At 35.0% G+C, this 18,472-nt stretch carries 17 protein-coding genes and 3 pseudogenes; 5 read left to right on the forward strand and 15 right to left on the reverse strand.

Annotation, left to right across the window (positions count from 1 at the left end; translation table 11 throughout):
• Positions 1-298 (forward strand): annotated as a pseudogene (locus tag CUS89_RS01810) (TetR/AcrR family transcriptional regulator); the annotation flags it as partial.
• 443 nt (positions 299-741) lie between these two features.
• Here the strand turns inward: CUS89_RS01810 and CUS89_RS01815 are convergent.
• The 3 genes from CUS89_RS01815 to CUS89_RS01825 all read right to left on the reverse strand — a co-directional run bounded on the left by CUS89_RS01815 (position 742) and on the right by CUS89_RS01825 (position 4,371).
• The gene (locus tag CUS89_RS01815) at positions 742-1,284 is read right to left on the reverse strand and encodes a PBECR4 domain-containing protein (protein ID WP_075492126.1); all 543 of its coding nucleotides are present in this window, start codon (positions 1,282-1,284) and stop codon (positions 742-744) included.
• A 312-nt stretch (positions 1,285-1,596) separates the two neighbouring features.
• Positions 1,597-2,148: a tyrosine-type recombinase/integrase gene (locus CUS89_RS01820; protein WP_075492110.1), complete on the reverse strand. Its 552-nt coding sequence runs from the start codon at positions 2,146-2,148 to the stop codon at positions 1,597-1,599.
• Between the two features lie 291 nt (positions 2,149-2,439).
• Positions 2,440-4,371 carry a heavy metal translocating P-type ATPase gene (locus CUS89_RS01825; protein WP_075492128.1) on the reverse strand — a complete coding sequence of 644 codons (1,932 nt, stop codon included), beginning with the start codon at positions 4,369-4,371 and terminating at the stop codon, positions 2,440-2,442.
• Positions 4,372-4,669: 298 nt separating this feature from the next.
• Here CUS89_RS01825 and CUS89_RS01830 point away from each other — a divergent pair, with 298 nt between their 5' ends.
• Both CUS89_RS01830 and CUS89_RS01835 read left to right on the forward strand, forming a co-directional pair.
• A complete protein-coding gene (locus CUS89_RS01830) occupies positions 4,670-4,984 on the forward strand; it encodes an ArsR/SmtB family transcription factor (RefSeq protein ID WP_002320191.1) in 315 nt (104 codons plus the stop codon).
• Between the two features lie 41 nt (positions 4,985-5,025).
• Positions 5,026-5,934 (forward strand): cation diffusion facilitator family transporter, encoded by a 909-nt coding sequence (locus CUS89_RS01835; protein ID WP_002342451.1) that lies wholly within the window; start codon positions 5,026-5,028, stop codon positions 5,932-5,934.
• 99 nt (positions 5,935-6,033) lie between these two features.
• On the opposite strand, the gene CUS89_RS01840 is transcribed toward CUS89_RS01835, so the two are convergent.
• Together CUS89_RS01840 and CUS89_RS01845 are read right to left on the reverse strand one after the other, a co-directional pair.
• Positions 6,034-6,645: a CadD family cadmium resistance transporter gene (locus tag CUS89_RS01840; protein WP_002342452.1), complete on the reverse strand. Its 612-nt coding sequence runs from the start codon at positions 6,643-6,645 to the stop codon at positions 6,034-6,036.
• A gap of 16 nt (positions 6,646-6,661) precedes the next feature.
• A complete protein-coding gene (locus tag CUS89_RS01845; protein ID WP_075492112.1) occupies positions 6,662-7,024 on the reverse strand; it encodes an ArsR/SmtB family transcription factor in 363 nt (120 codons plus the stop codon).
• Positions 7,025-7,596: 572 nt separating this feature from the next.
• Here CUS89_RS01845 and CUS89_RS01855 point away from each other — a divergent pair.
• Positions 7,597-8,106 (forward strand): helix-turn-helix domain-containing protein, encoded by a 510-nt coding sequence (locus CUS89_RS01855; RefSeq protein ID WP_075492116.1) that lies wholly within the window; start codon positions 7,597-7,599, stop codon positions 8,104-8,106.
• Between the two features lie 528 nt (positions 8,107-8,634).
• Here CUS89_RS01855 and CUS89_RS01865 read toward each other — a convergent pair.
• The 5 genes from CUS89_RS01865 to CUS89_RS01890 all read right to left on the reverse strand — a co-directional run bounded on the left by CUS89_RS01865 (position 8,635) and on the right by CUS89_RS01890 (position 13,953).
• The gene (locus CUS89_RS01865; protein ID WP_002319351.1) at positions 8,635-9,252 is read right to left on the reverse strand and encodes a CadD family cadmium resistance transporter; all 618 of its coding nucleotides are present in this window, start codon (positions 9,250-9,252) and stop codon (positions 8,635-8,637) included.
• 16 nt (positions 9,253-9,268) lie between these two features.
• A complete protein-coding gene (locus tag CUS89_RS01870) occupies positions 9,269-9,631 on the reverse strand; it encodes an ArsR/SmtB family transcription factor (RefSeq protein WP_002300950.1) in 363 nt (120 codons plus the stop codon).
• Positions 9,632-10,472: 841 nt separating this feature from the next.
• The gene (locus CUS89_RS01880) at positions 10,473-10,877 is read right to left on the reverse strand and encodes a DUF4430 domain-containing protein (RefSeq protein ID WP_104870828.1); all 405 of its coding nucleotides are present in this window, start codon (positions 10,875-10,877) and stop codon (positions 10,473-10,475) included.
• A 15-nt stretch (positions 10,878-10,892) separates the two neighbouring features.
• Positions 10,893-11,456 (reverse strand): cob(I)yrinic acid a,c-diamide adenosyltransferase, encoded by a 564-nt coding sequence (locus CUS89_RS01885; RefSeq protein WP_002292745.1) that lies wholly within the window; start codon positions 11,454-11,456, stop codon positions 10,893-10,895.
• A gap of 13 nt (positions 11,457-11,469) precedes the next feature.
• The gene (locus CUS89_RS01890) at positions 11,470-13,953 is read right to left on the reverse strand and encodes a vitamin B12-dependent ribonucleotide reductase (protein ID WP_104870829.1); all 2,484 of its coding nucleotides are present in this window, start codon (positions 13,951-13,953) and stop codon (positions 11,470-11,472) included.
• Between the two features lie 149 nt (positions 13,954-14,102).
• Between CUS89_RS01890 and CUS89_RS01895 the strand changes: the two genes are divergently transcribed.
• Entirely contained in the window at positions 14,103-14,648 is a 546-nt protein-coding gene (locus tag CUS89_RS01895) for a cobalamin ECF transporter (protein WP_075492124.1), read from the forward strand.
• Between the two features lie 138 nt (positions 14,649-14,786).
• Here the strand turns inward: CUS89_RS01895 and CUS89_RS01900 are convergent.
• The 5 genes and pseudogenes from CUS89_RS01900 to trxB form a co-directional block, all read right to left on the reverse strand.
• Positions 14,787-15,242 (reverse strand): annotated as a pseudogene (locus CUS89_RS01900) (IS6 family transposase); the annotation flags it as partial.
• Between the two features lie 48 nt (positions 15,243-15,290).
• Positions 15,291-15,971, reverse strand: a pseudogene (locus CUS89_RS01905) (IS6-like element IS1216 family transposase).
• 431 nt (positions 15,972-16,402) lie between these two features.
• Positions 16,403-16,825 carry a cupin domain-containing protein gene (locus tag CUS89_RS01910; protein ID WP_002341373.1) on the reverse strand — a complete coding sequence of 141 codons (423 nt, stop codon included), beginning with the start codon at positions 16,823-16,825 and terminating at the stop codon, positions 16,403-16,405.
• A 329-nt stretch (positions 16,826-17,154) separates the two neighbouring features.
• Positions 17,155-17,463, reverse strand: coding sequence for a thioredoxin (gene trxA, locus CUS89_RS01915; RefSeq protein ID WP_002341372.1), 309 nt, complete (start codon positions 17,461-17,463; stop codon positions 17,155-17,157).
• A gap of 14 nt (positions 17,464-17,477) precedes the next feature.
• Positions 17,478-18,404, reverse strand: coding sequence for a thioredoxin-disulfide reductase (gene trxB, locus CUS89_RS01920; protein WP_413141750.1), 927 nt, complete (start codon positions 18,402-18,404; stop codon positions 17,478-17,480).
• Positions 18,405-18,472 lie beyond the last annotated feature (68 nt).

The raw sequence follows: 18,472 nt of genomic DNA on the forward strand, positions 1-18,472 counted from the left end.
ACAATTATATGGACTTTATCAATTTGATAATCTCTTATATCTCATTTTCAGTATTCAAATGAATGCTAATATCATTTTTGAACTTGAAAGTGTGCGCGAGTACGGGAAGAGCATGCTAGGTAACCGCATAAAAAAAGGAGCTAGTGACGAAGAATTACCCATAGAGCTTAGTTATAAAGGACAGATCATTATGGGGATCACGATTCAATCCGTCTTTTGGTATAAGGAGAAAAGAAATCAAATTAGTCGTGAAGAAATTATTGAACTATATACACAGACTTTAGAAAAATTTAGCTAATCGAAGAATTGAAATGGATTCTATGTCAAGGACATTTAAAAAAAAGAAACCTTATGAAACTAAAATGGATTGAAAAGGACCCTATAAAGGCACTTTTTTTAGTGTCTATTCTATAGGATCCACTTTGATTTATGTTTGCTGCTTTTTTCCATGCATTAACCTATTCAATTGCAGGTTCTGTTGCAAAGTTTTAAATAAAGAATAAAAACGACCATAATATGTCGGTATTTCCGAATCTTGTATTAAGAGCTAGTGGATAAAGTTACATGACCTTCCTCCCTATGAGCAAAAAAAACTATAGAGGACACTTTTTTTAGTGTCCTCTATAGGGGTCCATTTTAAATAACCCACATGAATGATTTGAAATCGTCTTAAAATGCTTTATTTTATAACCCAAAATAGAATAATTACTTCAAAATGACGTCGCATATCACTATTAATGATTAATCGATGACTTCCATAATCATTTTAAGTTCCCCGGATGTTAAATCCTCGCTAAAAATGCCAGTAACTTTTTGTCCAGGTCCAATTTCCTTTGATGATAGGTTTAACAAAGAGATAGGGATATAGATTAATCCGTTTTGTTTCAAAGACAGAGCCAATATTTTTTTCCTTGTTCGAATAGCTGCATCATAGCGAAGAGAAGAGTAAACACCTCTGCCAACAATAGAAATATGCTTCCCCAATAATAAATCAAGGCTACCTATTACTTGTAATTTCTGAAAGGTCGTCCCATCCGTTTTGATTTGAATATCCTGTAAATTTATTTTCCTGTCTAAGGCATCTTGAAAAAACAAGTGTGTGCCTCTGCGATAATCAATGCCACAGAGGTGCATAAAATTAGTTGTCGAAAAAATAATCGCTACCGTTGAGACTTCTCCGACAAAGGATACTTTTTTATCTACAAAATGTTCTTTTAAGAGATGGGCAGCCTTATAAATCGCGTTTAACTGTCTGGTAATTTGGGTTGTCTCCTTTATAGACATGCGTTTGTATTCTTTTTTTGCCACGTGCGAAGAATGCTCCTTTTTCCCAATAAAAAAAGCTGCTCAAAAGAGCAGCCTTTTGTACAGGTTTAGTTTTGGTGCTTGCCACCCGCCGGACCCTTACGTTCCGGATTTGTATCGAGTTTAGTTTTGGTGCTCGCCACCCGCCGGACCCTTATGTTCCGGATTTATATCAAGTTGACTATGAGCCTGCTCTCATTTATATATATAATATACCAAAAAAAGGTTGATTTGTCCAATACTGTGGGTGATTATAACCGTCTTACTGTGCTTATCTATTATATAATACAATCAAAAACCTAACCGAAAATTTAATAACGTTTCACTGATTTCATCTTCATTAATTCCGATGTAGCGTTTGGTAATCTTCTCGCTGCTGTGACCAAAGATTTCCATTAAGGTGGCCACGTCTTTGGTTTTCTTGTAATAGTGGTAACCAAAGGTTTTTCGTAGGGTGTGGGTGCCGATATCGTCCCTTCCTAATAGCTTCGCGACCTTTTGAAACATCTGGTAGACCGTATTGACTTCTACGTGGCCGCCCTTAGTACTGGGAAACAAGTAAGCCTCCGGATCTAAGGGTGCGGTATAGCCGTGAATCAAGTCCTGTAAGCTGCTTAAGTATAAAATGCGTGTTTTCCCTGTCTTTTGCTCCACGATGCGCGGGTTTTTTGAGGTAATCACGTCTTTTTTCTTGAGTTTGACGATGTCGGACATGCGCAGACCGCTGTTAATTCCAATTAGAAACAAGAAAACGTCACGTTCCGCATTTTTATTCCGTCGCAGGCAAAATAAAAAATCATTAATCTCCTGTTGCGACCGTAGTGGCTGAACATTATAGCCCATGACAATCCCTCCTTTTTAATCTGTTCGAATACATGATTATAGTTATTATAACAAGAAATCGTGTGTTTAGGGGGAGTAAAAAAAAGAACCCTATAGGTATAGGATTCTTGATACATGATTTTATACAATTTCATGTGTCTTGTATTCAAGTCACGCCACAAGAGTATGGTTGACATATCATTTTGACTTTGAACATCTAGATAAATATAAATAAATAATAGAGATAAAAAATGTAGTGTAATCCTTAATTATCTCTATTACTCGATTAATTTGAAGGTGTGCAATCATTCTTTAGACTGCCCTTAGCAATCGAAGTCCATTCAAAATAACAACCAAAGTACTTCCTTCATGAATAATGACACTGATTGCAATATCCGTTAAGCCTAAGAAACTAACGACAATTAAAAAAGCAACAACGGCCATTGAAAAAATAATATTCTGCCAAATAACACGGTTCATTTTCGAAGAAATATTATGAGATTGTACCAATTTAGATAAATTGTTTTGCATTAAAACTAAATCAGATACCTCTACTGCCACATCAGTCCCATCTCCCATAGCGATTCCCACATCTGCATTAACAAGAGCAGGAGCATCATTTACACCGTCTCCAACCATGGCGGTCACGCCGTATTTTTCTTTTTGTTCGTCTATAATTCTGGATTTGTCTTCCGGCATGACATTCGCAATCACTTCATCTATTCCTAATTGTTTAGCAACCGCTTTTCCCGTCATTTCTGAGTCACCAGTAATTAATGTGGTGTGTATACCTTGTTTCCTAAAATATTCAATGGTTTCTTTAGCATATTCACTCGGAACGTCCATAAGGGCAATAAGGCCTATAACCTCTTCATCTACTGCTACGTATACGACTGTCTTACCTTCTGACGCCCATTCATTATTTAAACGACTATATTCATCTGAAACATCATCAAACGAAGTCGGTTTTCCTATACGATAATTTCTCCCTTTGTAATCTCCCGTCAATCCTTTACCAATTTGGTTTTCTACTTCAATAGTTAGTTTGTTTTTTTGCTCAAACTTTCTTAGAATAGCATCTGCTAAGGGGTGATTGGATTCTTTTTCAAGAGCTACTACGATATCAATCATGTTTTCTTCGTTCACGGAATCAGCAAAATAATAATTGGTTACTTCAGGTTTTCCTTTGGTCAAGGTGCCCGTCTTATCAAATGCAATTGCTTTAATATCGGCTAATTGAGACAGGTAAGAACTACCTTTTGAAAGGACTCCTTTTTTGGCTAAATTAGAAGTCGTCGATAGCGTTGCCGAGACAGTAGCTGCTGCTAAAGCACACGGTGAAGCTGCAACTAAAAGGACCAATCCTCTATAGACACTTTGTGACCATGTCCAATCAAGTAGAAAAGGAGCCAATAACATGAATAGAGGAATGGCAATTAAAACAACTGTGACATATTTCGGTTCAAATTTTTGGATAATACTCGCAGCTTTTGTTTGGTTATCTTGGTTCTGATTCACTAATTGTAAAATTTTTGAAAATACTGTATCTTTGTTTTCTTTGGTGACTTTCATCGTGAAGGTACCTGTTCCATTGATTGTACTCCCGAAGACGCCATCTCCTTTGGATTTCTCTTTCGGGATACTTTCTCCATTAATAGACGACTCATCAATGGATGTAGATCCAGACAAAATGACGCCATCAATAGGTACTTGATCGCCATTCAACACTTGAAGTTGATCTCCCACTTTTAATTCACTGACATCCACATTTTTTGTACTACCATCAGGCAGGATTAACCGGGCAGTCGTTGGATTCATTTCGAGTAATTTCGTTATTTCTCGTTTGCTTCTTCCTTCTGCATAATCTTCCAAAAAATGTGCGCCAGAAAAAATAAGAATCAATAATGTTCCTTCCCAAAAATTCCCCATCAAAGAAGCTCCAATTGCCGCTAATCCCATTAAAATATGAGAATTAGGTATGAACTTTTTTTGTGCTTTTGAATTCTCAATTGTTTCTCCAAGGCCTTCAAGAAGAATAACGTGATACCCGGCACTGATTGTAGCGATTGAGAACAAAACATTTTGTACCAACTGATAATCTTCATTCAAAAATAGAGCAATCACTGCTAATGCTAAACCAACAAAGTACAAAACGACTGGCATTTTCCCATGATCATGGTCGTGATCGTGGTTGTGATTATGATTATGCTTTTCTTGAGACTGTTGTTCTTGGATAGTTTCCACTTCTATTGCCTCCCTATATAATTTATAATTCCTTTGTTTTCCATCATTTACTTCTTGAATCACATAAATTTCTGCTATTTCTGACTCCTTTCGTTTATTCCAAAAGTAAATCATAATGAATCCACTTTACATATGACTAATTAATCATATGTTTGTATACTCATTTTATATCGCTATATACATTTTGTCAAGATAAAGAGAACGCCACTTCTCTTTTATAAACAAAAGATTAGCATTGTTTCGCTCATATGGTAATATAGATATGAACGAAAGGTCATATGAAAGGAATAAAAACACTATGGATATAAAAACAACTTCTCCAATCGATAAAGGATCTATTCTGTCAATAAGCAAACTATTTAAGGTGATTAGTGATCCTACACGATTGTCGGTTCTCTTTCTTTTACAGAAAAAAGAGTGTAGTGTTGGAAATATCGCTATTTCTCTGGACATGGAACAGTCCGCTATTTCTCATCAATTAAAAACGTTGAAAGACGCACGCTTAGTGAAATCAAGAAGAGAAGGAAAAAGTATGCTTTACAGTTTAGATGACCTTCATGTTTTTAGTATTCTCGAACAAGTCTTAACTCATGTTAATGAATTAGAAAAATAAAACCAATTAGTATGTAGCATACAAACTTAGGAGGCTTTTAAATGTCAAAATCAGATAAAGACCATAATCACTCGAATCAGAATCAACCGAAAAAGAATATTAAAATTGCTTTCTTCATAAATCTTATTTTCTCTATAAGCGAATTTTTCTTTGGCTTTCTTTTCAATAGTGTGTCCATTATGTCCGACGCAGTTCATGATTTAGGGGACTCTATTTCAATTGGATTCGCTTGGTTTTTTCAAGGTTATTCAGAGAAAAAACAAGATGAACGGTTCACTTTTGGCTATAACCGCTTTTCTTTACTGGGCGCGCTGATAACTGGCGTTGTGCTAATTAGTGGCTCGTTTTTTATGATCTATCGTAGTGTGCCACGTTTGATTGACCCACAACCCGTAAATTATAGTGGCATGTTCTGGCTTTCTCTCGTAGCTATTGCATTGAATGGATATGCTGCGTGGATTTTAAGCAAAGGCACATCCAAAAACGAGAGCATGTTGAACCTCCATATGCTGGAAGACGTATTAGGGTGGATTGGAGTCTTGATTGTGAGTATTCTAATGAACTTTACCGAGGCATATCGTCTGGATCCTATCTTATCGATTTTGATTGCACTTTATATCCTCTACAAAACCGTTCCTGAATTTTTCACCACAATGAAAATTTTATTGAATGGTTCGCCTGAAAATGTAAACGTAAAGAGCTTGGCGGACTCCATTAAAAATGTTCCTGCTGTAAAAGACCTCTCACATTTTCACATTTGGTCACTGGACGGGGAAGAAAACGCCCTTATCGTCACGGTTCTTATAGACCCTTCAGACATAGACAAGGCTAGGGAAATAAAAGAAGAAATTGCAGAAATCGCACATGAATCCAGTGTGAAAAATCATATCACAATAGAAATAACAACAAGTAAAGAAGAACTTGAGAAAGGATACTCCCACAACACTTAGGATAGTCCTACACTAAAAATACCTCATTATTTGAAAAGCAAAAAAGGCAGCGACTAAACAAATCGCTGCCTCTCTTTTTATCTTTCGTGATTATGATTTTTAAAAACCTAGTAGCGTTTGTATCGTCCCGTTCTCTACCAAGATAAAGATTCCTAATCCAATAAACACGATTGGAATAATGATTCGTTCATACTTTTCTAACGTTTCGGAAACAAAGGAAATTTTTGCCAACTTATAACTGATAAAGCAAAGAATCGCAATCGAGATAACGAATACTACTAAGGCAATTAAAATTTCTGAAAAAGCTAACGAAGTAAAGTAGGGAATATAAATCCCTAAATTGTCTCCACCTGACGCAATGGTTATTAAGGCGACAGTCCAGAATAACCGACTGGTTCCTCTAGATTCTAGTTTTTCAACGACTTCCTCTTCTTCTTCCTCCTCTTCGCCTATCACAGCGACACGGATACCTAAATAAATTGGAATTAATCCAAGAAGTCCAATGATCCAATCTTGCGGAATAAAATTCAGCACATAAGCAGCAAACAAACTTACAGCTACCAAAATGCCTGTTCCAAGATATTGACCCCAAAAAATGTGTCGAATACCTTTTTGTGTGTGACTTTGAGAAAAGATAATGAGCAAGATAAACAAATAATCAATGCTCGTAGAAATGTAAACAGCGATAGCTGAAAAAATACTTTGTAACAAAATAACTTCCTCCAAACTAAGATTTCATAGATAGATTTTCTGATAACTTTAAAAAAACACGAATAGCGGAAAGGATGTCTTCATTCGCTAAAGAGTAATAAACTACTTTTCCATCTTGACGTGATTTTGCCATTCCATGTTTTTTTAAAAAACGTAAATGGTGTGACGTTGTATCGACACTAGCAGTAAGTATTTCTGCTAAATCACAGACACACATTTCCTTATAGGTTTCTAAAGCATAGAAAATTTTAATTCTAGAAAAATCGCTGAAACATTTCCCTAACACAAGTAAGTTTGAAAAATCTTTTTGATCCAATTTATTTTTTATTCCATTTACTTTTTCTTTATGTACGACAGTCACTTGGCAAACTTTTTTCATTCATCTCACCTCACATTCAAACGATTGTTTGAATGAAGTATATCTATTTGATCACTCGTTAGTCAATCTACCTTAATTCCAATACACTGTTATAAGCAATTTCATGTATTTTTTATAAAATAAATTAGTTCATCGATTATTCAAATTCTTAATAGGAGTGAAGACAGTGAAAAATAGTTTAAAAAATAGCTTTGTTACCTGGATACTTATACTGACAACCTTATTTACACCTATACTCGTAAATGATAATAATGAGAATATAAAAAAAATATTTATAATTTTTTATATATTGACCATGGTTGCATTCCTTTCGCTTTATTTTGAGGTTCGTAAGGAAAAACATAAATAAAACATTTTATTAAGTCGAGGTTCTAGATACATGACTTTATCTAATTTCGTGTATCAGAATAATGGAATAACTTGCAACTGGCAAGGTGAGTTTGTCACAATAAGAACTAAATAAAACTCAACATTATTAGTGTAAGGATAATAAATAGTAAAATGTTAATTTGCGTTGCTTATAGCAACAAGTAATTAATTATATAATAGCAGTAGAAAAGAGGTTATCACTAATGCTAGGGGAAAATATTAAAGCAATTCGAAAATCGATAGGGCTTTCGCAAGAAGAACTTGCGATCAAACTAAATGTAGTGCGACAAACAATATCTAAATGGGAAAAAGGTTTGTCGGTTCCTGATTCTGATATGCTTATTTCTATATCGGAAGTGTTTGAAACATCCGTAAGCAATTTGCTTGGAGAAACTATAATTGAGTCGAAGGTTGATGACGTAAAAGTGATTTCTGAAAAACTTGAGGTCATCAACTTGCAACTCGCACAAAGGAAAGCAACAAGGAGCAAAACGTTTCACTGGCTTCTTATTTTACTGTTTGTGGTTATAGCTGCTATTTTCACCGTTTTAATAGTGTCAAATAGTCCTTACTTGGGTTGGGATTATAGTGACCCTGAAATCGCAGTTGTCGGAGTGGTTTTACACGGATTTGAGTGGTTGTTCATGAGAATAGCTCCAATTGCCCTTATTGGAGTTATCTTTGGGATTTTTTTGACACGGAAGAAAGTATAAAACTGCTCTACTTTTTTTTAAAGGCCTAATTTAAGGAATTAATCACATAATTGAAAAAATTAAAAAGGAGTGTTTCATATGGGTTTTTGGTACTTTCTAACATTATTTATAGGTATTTATCTTTTAATCCGATCGATATCTGCTTATAGAAACAATCAAGACAGCAAAGTAACCATTTTTATAAGTATTTTGCTTATTTTATTCTCCTTATTTATGTTTACTCCTTGGAGTGTTCAACTAATTGACTTAATTTTTTCATGAATGAGTTTGTCTTAAAGGTAATTAAGACAAACTCAGAAAAAGTGCTAGAAGGACTGACAAGATTAAGATAGAGTAGATTTTATGCTCTATCTTTTTTCTTTTTAAGATGAAAAATAACCTTGATTACACAAGGTTTGGAACACATGATTTTATGTAATTTCATGTATCGAATTATATTACTTAGATAATGCGCCAATCTGTTAGTACAAAAAAAAGACAACGAGTTTTAATCGCTGTCTTTTTTTGTACTAACAATCAAACTATTTATTAATTAAATAAACTCAATACAGTTTGAATCGTACCATTTTCGATCAATATATAAATTCCTAAGCCAATAAACACTATAGGAACAAGGATTCGTTCATATTTTTCTAAGGTTTCGGAAACAAAAGAAATCTTGGCTAATTTGTAACTGATATAGCAAAGAACCGCAACAGAAATAGCAAATACGATTAGAGCGGTGACAATCTCTGAAAAAGATAACGAGGCAAAGTAAGGAATATAAATCCCTAAGTTATCGCCACCAGAAGCAATTGTTATTAAGGCAACGGTCCAAAAGAAGCGGTTTGTTCCTCTTGATTCAAGCTTTTCAACGACTTCCTCTTCTTCTTCCTCCTCTTCGCCAACCAATGCCACTCTGATTCCTAAGAAAATCGGAATTAGACCGAGAAGCCCAATGATCCAATCTTGCGGAATGAAATTCAGCACATATGCTGCAAATAAACTTACGGCTACTAAGATACCTGTTCCTAGATATTGACCCCAAAAAATCTGACGGAGCCCTTTTTTTGTATGACTTTGAGAAAAAATAATCAGCAAGATAAACAAATAATCAATGCTGGTAGAAATATAAACAGCGATAGCTGAAAAAATACTTTGTAACAAAATAACTTCCTCCAAACTAAGATTTCATAGATAGATTTTCTGATAACTTTAAAAAAACATGAATAGCGGAAAGGATGTCTTCATTCGCTAAAGAGTAATAAACTACTTTTCCATCTTGACGTGATTTTGCCATTCCATGTTTTTTTAAAAAACGTAAATGGTGTGACGTTGTAGCGACACTAGCATTAAGTATTTCTGCTAAATCACAGACACACATTTCCTTATAGGTTTCTAAAGCATAAAAAATTTTAATTCTAGAAGAATCGCTGAAACATTTCCCTAACACAAGTAAGTTTGAAAAATCTTTTTGATCCAATTTTTTTTTTATTACATTTACTTTTTCTTTATGTACGATAGTCACTTGGCAAACTTTTTCCATTCATCTCACCTCACATTCAAACGGTCGTTTGAAGGTAGTATATCTATTTGATCACTCGTTTGTCAATCTACCTTAATTTCAATACACTATTATAAGCAATTTCATGTGTTACAACTTGTTCGCTAGAGTCTTTAGAATTTCTGTAGTAAAATCGTTCATAGGGAAGTCCTCTCTTCTGTGAATGTGTTGTGGTAACTCTATTCTACAGAAGGGACTTCCTTTTTTCTATTTACACAAAATATTTTACACTCTCTTCCGAAATAATATGCTATTTTTATTACCTTTCTTTTATTACCTTTTCTTTATTACTTTTATATTAATCTCTTATTGATGATGATGAATGCAATAAAAAAAAGCCTCTAGTGAGGGGAAGTGCAACTACTTTTTGATAAAAAATAAAAAGAGCAACTCAATTTAATCTTGCTAGCGATGATTTTTTCGTATTTTCTATTAAAAAACATTTCATCCCGTTCAATTGAAGTCCTTGATGAACTAGACAACAGATTTATCTCATATTCAGACATTCTTGAGAATAAAAAAGTAGATAAAATAGTAGATACACGGACTCAGTCATCGAAAAAGAATTTTCCAAGCCCAGATTAACAATCTCTCGTCTTAATTCAAATAGAATTTCAAAATCTGAAATTGTCTCTTCGGGTTGTCTCTTAAAAAAAGGTTAATATCATCAAATCTTTTCGTTAAAGTATCCAAGGATAGAAAAAACACGTTCAAACCCTCGAATGATTGGTTTGAACGTGTTTTAAAATTAACATATTCCTTTAAAAACTAATAATTTTCTTATACTTAATTATCGTCCTATTACTGTAAAGAACGATAATTTTTATTTAAATACGCCCAAATTGAAAACGACCTGATCATTATTAGCGAGTTTCGTTTCATTTGCGCCTTTTTCACCCATTTTTCCATTGATCGTGAATGTCCAATATTTTTTTTGGGTCTCATCCTGAGCATGACCGTCAATTGAAGTAATAAAACCATCTTTTTCTTTTACTTCAAAGTTCGCTTTTAAAATTTCCAATAATGAGTCTCCTGATTGATAAGTGACTTTTTTTGATGTTATTTCTTTATCGCTATCAGTTAATTTTATCGACGCACTTGATTTGGCAACCTCGCTGGTTGCTTGAGTGGATGCTTTTGATGAAGTTTGATCATTTTGATTTGATTGGCACCCTGTCATAATGAATAACCCAATAAAAACTGTTAGTAATGTTACGAATTTTTTCAAATTTAAAACCCTCTCTTAATGAAATACCTTACCTGCTCGTTCATAAAATGGCTCTGTTACAGAATAAACAGTATTTACATAGCGCGCAAGTACAAAAAACAAATCCGATAAGCGATTTATAATTTTGTATGCATGTAAATTGATAGGTTCATCTGAAACAATCAATCGTGTGATTTCACGTTCTGCCCGACGAATAACTGTTCGTGTAATTTGCATATCGCATGCCACCGGGTGTCCTCCAGGTAAGATAAATTTTTCAATGACTGGAACTTTTGCTTGATAAAAATCAATCAGCGTTTCAATCTTAGTTACTTCTTCTTTCCCTACAATCATTTCTTTAATCCCAATGGGTGTAGCCAAGTCTGTTCCAATATCAAAAAGTAAAATTTGTAATGCGACTAGTTCTTTTTTCAACAGCTCAAACTTTTTATCATCCAACTCTGAAATAATTTTACCAACCCAAGAATTTACTTCATCCATGCTACCGTAAGCACAAACGCGAGCGTCAGATTTTTTTATTCTTTTTCCACCAATAATACTAGTGTTTCCTTTATCGCCGCTTTTAGTATAAATTTTCATCGAATAGCTCCTTTTACAAGCCACATTTTAGTTGTACTTTACAGTTAGTACACGTACTGCAACCACCAATTTCTTCAATTCTACCCTCATGGCAAATCGGACATATTTCTTCTGCTTCTGATGATTCTAATGAGTCAAGAGTAATTTGATTATTTACCACCCCTACTACAGGTTCTTCAAATACATTGTCATCTGCTTCAAGTGTCAACACTTGCGAATCTCGGCTACCATCCACATAGACGGTTCCACCTTTAGCCCCACCTTGATACAGATCTTCATAGATCGCGGCTACTTGTTTCACTTGATACCCCTTAGGTGCATTAACTGTTTTTGAGATAGAGCTGTCTACCCAACGTTGGATCGTACATTGAACATTCACATGAGCTTCTGGTGAAAGCTCCATGGCAGAGACAAAGAATGGGGGTAGATTATCCGCAGCTGTTTCTGGATTTTTTTCTAAATATTCGCTAACTATTTCAGCATTAACTTCAATGAATTTTCCTAAACGACCACTTCTGAAATAAGAAAAAGAGAAATATGGTTCTAGTCCAGTTGAAACACCAGCCATAGTACCCGTTGACCCTGTTGGTGCGACTGTTAGTAAATGAGAATTACGAATGCCGTATTTTAGAATCGCTTGTCGGATTGATTCCGGCATCTTCTTCATATAGCCCGATTCAATAAAACGTTGACGAAGTGCTGTTGTTTCCTCGACTGTTTTGCCTACTAAAAATGGGAAGCTTCCTTTTTCTTTTGCTAGTTCGACGGACGTTTGATAAGCCGTAACAGCAATTTTTTCAAATACTTGATCTACTAAACGGTTTCCATCTTCAGATCCATAGACTTTTTCACAATAAATCAATAAATCTGCCAATCCCATGACCCCAAGTCCAACACGTCGTTCACCTTTAGCTTGCTGCTCATTTTTTTCAAAAAAGTAAGGCGTCGCATCAATTACATTGTCCTGAAAACGAACACTAGCTCGTACGACATCAGCTAATTTTTCAAAGTCGACAACTTTCGTTTCTTTATCAACCATATTGGCTAAATTAATTGCTGCTAGATTGCATACCGCATAAGGCGTCAACGGCTGTTCCCCACATGGATTGGTTGCAACTACCTTTTGTCCGTAGGCTTGAGCATTGGTCATCTCATTAGCATTATCGATAAAAAATATTCCCGGTTCTGCTGAATACGTTGCACAATAAGTAATCAAATCCCACAATTCGCGAGCCTTGATCGTTTGATGGATTTTTACTTTACGCCCTGTTTCAGCCCATTCCCTGACATCTCCAATTTCCATCCAATGTTGATCATAATCAGCCATTTCACTAGCGTCATAGTCTTCGATTGCTGGAAAGCGTAACTCATAAGTTTGGTCGGTTTCGACAGCTTCCATAAATTCTTTTGTTAAACAGACGGAGATATTGGCTCCGGTCAAGAAATCAGGGTCTTTCACACTGTACGTACCACCCGCTTTTAATTTCTGTTGAGCCGTTTTTAAAAATTTATCCTCCATATCATTCGTCGGATGATCGACCAAATACTCTAACCATTCCTTTTCATTTGCTATTAGTGGTTCAAAAGTCAGTTTTTCACTAGCTAATTGACGTACTATCGGACTTTGGCTAGTGTGGATCAAATTTTGTAAAATGGCCGGATTCTGAATCTTAGAGATAATGAATTCAAAAATATCTGGATGCCAATCATTCAACATGATCATTTGTGCTCCCCGACGACTCCCGCCTTGTTCAACTAAATTTGTCAAATTAGCTAAATCATTGAGCCACGAAACTGAACCTGATGATTTCCCATTCACCCCATGGACGATCGCTGATTTTGGCCGTAGCGTTGAACCGTTCGTTCCTACACCACCACCACGGCTCATAATCTCCATCACTTCTTGACGATGTTTTGCCAGGCCCCCACGAGAGTCATGGATGAATGGCATAACGTAGCAATTGAAGTATGTTACTTCTGAATTCGTTCCTGCACCATAAAGTACACGTCCAGCAGGAATGAGATTTTGTTCTGTCAAATGCTGATAAAACTCGGTAAAAAACTGAGCTTTTTTTTCTCCTTCAATATCAGAGATTCCTCTAGCAACACGAGCTGCAATTTGTTCAAAATAAAGTTCAAGCGGTTTCTCAACCTCATTTATATTTCGAATCACTCGTCCCGAAGCAATTTCTTCTGGATTAGTTAACGAGCTTTGAAATTCTTCCTCAATTCGAATTATCAACTGTTCCTTATTGATCTCTTCAATTTTTCCGATCCCTCTTGCTGGATATTGTGGATCAGCATGGGTTGTTAAAATAACCAAATCCCCGACTGTCAAAGTTTTTCCGCTCATATCTTTAAATGCATAGCGATCAAGCATGATTAATCTTGAAATCCCATCAAATGTTTGAGTCATTTCTGCAGTTATCTTAGCGACTTCTTTATAAGAAGAGATATCTTGATTTAGTTTTTCTATATATTTTTTAGGATAATTCATTAAATACTACCACCTTTATCATCAACAAACACAACATATTGTGCCCACCAATGATTATCGCACTATATAAAGTGTAATTCAATCTTGTAATTAATTTTTATTCTGATACAATGAGAACTATTATCAATTAAAACAAGGGAGTTTTCCTAGTGTTACCAACCTCTAATTCACGCTTTCCAATCAGAAGGATTACCACCCTCGCTTTATTTAGTGCCGCCTGTATTGTTGGTAGAATCCTTTTTACTTGGATACCGAATGTACAACCAATGACAGCCATTCTACTTTTACTCGCTTTTTATGGAAGTTATACAGATGCTTTAATCGTTACTTTAGTAAGCTTATTAGGCACGAACCTTTATTTAGGAATGGGTAGTTGGACATTCAGCCAACTGATCGCCTTCAGTAGTATCGTTACGGTTTTTCATTTTTTATCTAACTGTGCCCTGATTAAGCATCACATCTCTATCCAAGCAATCATTGCATTTTTATGTGGCCTTCTTTACGGATTGATCGTATCGAGAGTTGAAGTCTTTATATATCAACTACCTTCTTTTTGGGCCTATTATTTTCAAGGATTATTTTTTGATATCCTCCATGGAACGGGTAATTTAATCTTTTATCTTGTATTAGTTCCTGTGTTTAAACGAATTTTATTACCTGCTATTAATAGTTCGAAAAATAAATTAAATAGTTAGATGAGTATCTAAATCACAATATCTCTTATTAAATTAAACCTATAATTCAAATAGGAAGCCTTGCGTATTATTTAAGATGGTTCTGTTGCAAAGTTAAAAAATTAATAAAGAGTTTCCAATTAATTTTTGATTTTATGCTTAGATACTCATTAATGTATTCATCTCATGAATCACTGAAAAGCCAAAGAGACTTTTGTCTCTTTGGCTAATTTTATATAAAGCGTGTATAGTTTCAATTCCTTTAATTGTTGAGGAAGCAGTCCTTATGGACTGATATAATTTGTGCCTTTTCTTGATGGATCGATGATCCTGTTCAATGATATTATTCAAGTATTTATTTGTTCGGTGTTCAGTCTTAGAAAATAATCCTTCAGAATGCAATTGATTAAACGCACTACTTAGTGAAGGGGCTTTATCAGTGACAAGAACTTTAGGTTCTCCAAATTGTTTGATCAATCGTTTAAAGAAAGCATAAGCTGCTTGTTTATCACGCTTTTTTCGTAACCAAATATCTAATGTTATCCCCGAAGAATCAATGGATCGATACAAATAGTGCCACTTTCCTTTTACCTTAATATAAGTTTCATCGGTTCTGTTGCAAAGTTTTAAATAAAGAATAAAATCCCTTACGGTATCTATGATTTAAGCTGGGATTCCCAATAATACCTTGATTTCAGTACAGACCGAAAACCCGAAGAGAGTGCCTTCTTTTCGGGTTTTCTTATATAATCCTCGAATGGCTTCCATGCCTTTAATCGTGGTAGAGGCAGTGCGTAAACTTCGATAGAATTTATTGCGTCTCTTTACTGGACGATGGTCTTGTTCAATCAAATTATTCAGGTATTTAATGGTACGATGTTCTGTCCCTTGATAAAAGCCGTATTCTTTTAGTTTCTTAAAGGCACTTGTAATAGAGGGGGCTTTATCTGTGACTACAACCTTCGGTTCATCAAACTGCTTCACTAACCGCTTAAGAAAAGCATAGGCTGCTTGTGTGTCCCGTTTTTTACGTAACCAAATATCCAAGGTTAAACCATCTGCACCGATGGCTCGATACAAATAATGCCATTTTCCTTTAATTTTGATGTACGTTTCATCCATTTTCCATGAATAAAAGGATTTTTAATTTTTCTTTTTCCAAATTTGATAGAGTAGTTTGCCATATTCTTGCACCCAACGATAAATCGTCGTATGAGAAACGTTAATGCCACGATCATATAAGATTTCTTGAACTTCACGATAGCTAAGGTTATAACGAAGATAGTAGCCCACGGCTACAATAATCACATCCTGCTGAAATTGCTTTCCTTTAAAAGGATTCATCGTCATTCCTCCTGCTATCTTTTTCTATTATTCTACCTTATTTGATAGTAGATTTAAAACTTTGCAACAGAACCGCTATGATCATGCGTATGTTCGTGTGTATGCTCACCAACATAGCTATGTGTATGACTATGTTGTTCGAAATTATTCATTTTAGAATTATCCATCCTAACTTCATCTCCTCAACCATTAAATTCATTCATATGAACCAAGAATCATATGTTAAGACAACCATATATGAACGACCATTCATTTGTCAACCGCTTATGAAACAAATTTTTGTTTATGAATGGTGGACATTTTCGAATAATAGTTAGCAAATTTTACACACTTTGCAAATTCGGTTTTTAGAAAAAAATATCCCCTACTACTTACCGAAAAATTACCGGCAAATAGTAGGGGTTGCTTATTATCTAGTCATTTATTAATTTCTAATCTTCATTCGGATCGTTTCTAGCATCTTCATGAGTAGGGTGAACGGTTCCTTTTACATGATCTGGCCCCGCATAAATAGTATACAGTTTCAAAGGAACGTCTCCCGTATTTTCCACATTATGCCAAGTATCAGCAGGAACAAAAATTGCATCATCATCTTTTACTGGCTTTTCAAATGAAAGATCATCTTCTTTTGGTCCCATCTTGCAAACTCCACTACCTGATTCTATACGCAAAAATTGGTCAATTCCTTCATGAATCTCTAAGCCAATATCATCACCAGGTTCAATTGACATAACCGTCACTTGTAACTTTTCACCAGTCCAAATAGTTGTTCGAAAATTTTCATTTTCGACAGTCATCGCCTCAATATTTTCTACAACAGGTTGTTTCCCTCGATCTGAATAATCTAAACTCATTTCAAAACCCTCCTTTTTTATTGCAGGGTGAAAATTTTTTCTCTTCATCCTATCAATACTATAACATGACACATATTAAATCAATTACCAAACAGGCTTATATGACAATGATAATCAATTCCAAATTCCAATAGCTTATTTAACTTAAATCATATCCCTAATAGCCTCATAGTGATTATTGGCGTTAACAAAAGACGTGAATTTATCATGATCTTGTAGAATCTTATTAATGAACCTATAGAAAAAAGCCAAGAGCATTTTGCTCTTGGCTTCTGAGATAAGCTTGTTACTCCTATTCACTACTCTAACTTACTTCATCTAGTTAGTAATTATGCAAATTCATTTAATGTTTTCACTAAGGTATCTTTATCGTGTACTCCTATTAACTTGTCCATAACACGACCATCTTTTTTAATTAATAGCGTTGGAATACTCATTATGCCCAACTCACCAGCTGTAACTGGATTCTCGTCCACATTCAACTTGAAAATTGATACTTTGTCTCCCATTTCAGCCTCTAATGATTCTAAGATAGGTGCTTGCATTCTGCAGGGACCACACCATGGAGCCCAAAAGTCGATTAATACTAATCCTTGATTCGTTTCTTCTTTAAATTGTTTATCGTTAGTTGTTTTCATTTTTTTCACCTATTCTATGCATTTATTTTCGAATTTTTTTCAATATATTTATATACTTCTTGACCTGCAATACTCCCATCGCCTACAGCTGTTGTAATCTGACGTAATTCCTTTTCCCGAACATCTCCAATGGCAAAAATTCCAGGTATGGTAGTTTGCATTCTCTCGTCTGTTTCTATCCATCCTTTATCATTTACAATTCCTAAACTTACAAATGGTTGCGTAATTGGATCCAAACCAACATAGATAAATACCCCATCCGCAGTAATTTCTTTTAATTCACCATTTTTTGAATTTTTCAAAGAGGCGGAAGTCACTTTCGTTTGATTCCCTTTGATTTCATCGATTACAGCATTCCATTCAAAAGCAATTTTGTCATTATTAAAAGCACGTTCTTGGAGAATTTTTTGTGCTCGTAACGTATCTCTCCGATGAACAATCGTTACCTTAGAGGCAAATTGAGTTAGATACATAGCTTCCTCTACAGCAGAATCTCCACCACCAACTACTAATAGTTCCTTATTTTTAAAGAACGCCCCATCACATACGGCACAATAAGAGACACCCATTCCTGAATAAGAATCTTCGCCTTTTACACCAAGCATTCGATGAACGGCACCAGTAGCAATAATGATCGTCCTAGCATGGTAACTATCATTGATACCCTCAATCATTTTTATACTACCTTGATCCTCAATTTTCTCCACAGTATCATATTTTAATTCTACTCCAAATTTTTCTGTCCCATTAAGCATCTTCATAGATAAATCTGGACCTAAAATAGAGTCAAATCCAGGATAATTTTCTATTTCCGCAGTATTGTTCATTTGACCGCCAGGAAGTCCCTTTTCTAACATTAATACCGAAAGATTAGCACGAGCTGCGTATAAAGCAGCAGTCATCCCTCCAGGCCCTGCTCCAATTATTACTACATCATAAATCATAGGCATCCTCCCCAAATAATTATTGTTACCTTTTCGTTGACAACTTTTTATATTTCGTTCCTAAA

The organism is Enterococcus mundtii (genome assembly GCF_002947535.1).
GTDB classification, from domain to species: Bacteria; Bacillota; Bacilli; order Lactobacillales; family Enterococcaceae; genus Enterococcus_B; species Enterococcus_B mundtii_B.

Excerpts from the sequence above, each read along its gene's own strand:
- CUS89_RS01845 (WP_075492112.1), bottom strand. The coding sequence starts at position 7,024 with ATGAAAAAAGTTTGCCAAGTGACTGTCGTACATAAAGAAAAAGTAAAT.
- trxA (WP_002341372.1), bottom strand. The coding sequence starts at position 17,463 with ATGAAAACAACTAACGATAAACAATTTAAAGAAGAAACGAATCAAGGA.
- CUS89_RS01910 (WP_002341373.1), bottom strand. The coding sequence starts at position 16,825 with ATGAGTTTAGATTATTCAGATCGAGGGAAACAACCTGTTGTAGAAAAT.
- CUS89_RS01870 (WP_002300950.1), bottom strand. The coding sequence starts at position 9,631 with ATGGAAAAAGTTTGCCAAGTGACTATCGTACATAAAGAAAAAGTAAAT.
- CUS89_RS01830 (WP_002320191.1), top strand. The coding sequence starts at position 4,670 with ATGGATATAAAAACAACTTCTCCAATCGATAAAGGATCTATTCTGTCA.
- CUS89_RS01855 (WP_075492116.1), top strand. The coding sequence starts at position 7,597 with ATGCTAGGGGAAAATATTAAAGCAATTCGAAAATCGATAGGGCTTTCG.
- CUS89_RS01885 (WP_002292745.1), bottom strand. The coding sequence starts at position 11,456 with ATGAAAATTTATACTAAAAGCGGCGATAAAGGAAACACTAGTATTATT.
- CUS89_RS01890 (WP_104870829.1), bottom strand. The coding sequence starts at position 13,953 with ATGAATTATCCTAAAAAATATATAGAAAAACTAAATCAAGATATCTCT.
- CUS89_RS01815 (WP_075492126.1), bottom strand. The coding sequence starts at position 1,284 with ATGTCTATAAAGGAGACAACCCAAATTACCAGACAGTTAAACGCGATT.
- CUS89_RS01835 (WP_002342451.1), top strand. The coding sequence starts at position 5,026 with ATGTCAAAATCAGATAAAGACCATAATCACTCGAATCAGAATCAACCG.
- CUS89_RS01820 (WP_075492110.1), bottom strand. The coding sequence starts at position 2,148 with ATGGGCTATAATGTTCAGCCACTACGGTCGCAACAGGAGATTAATGAT.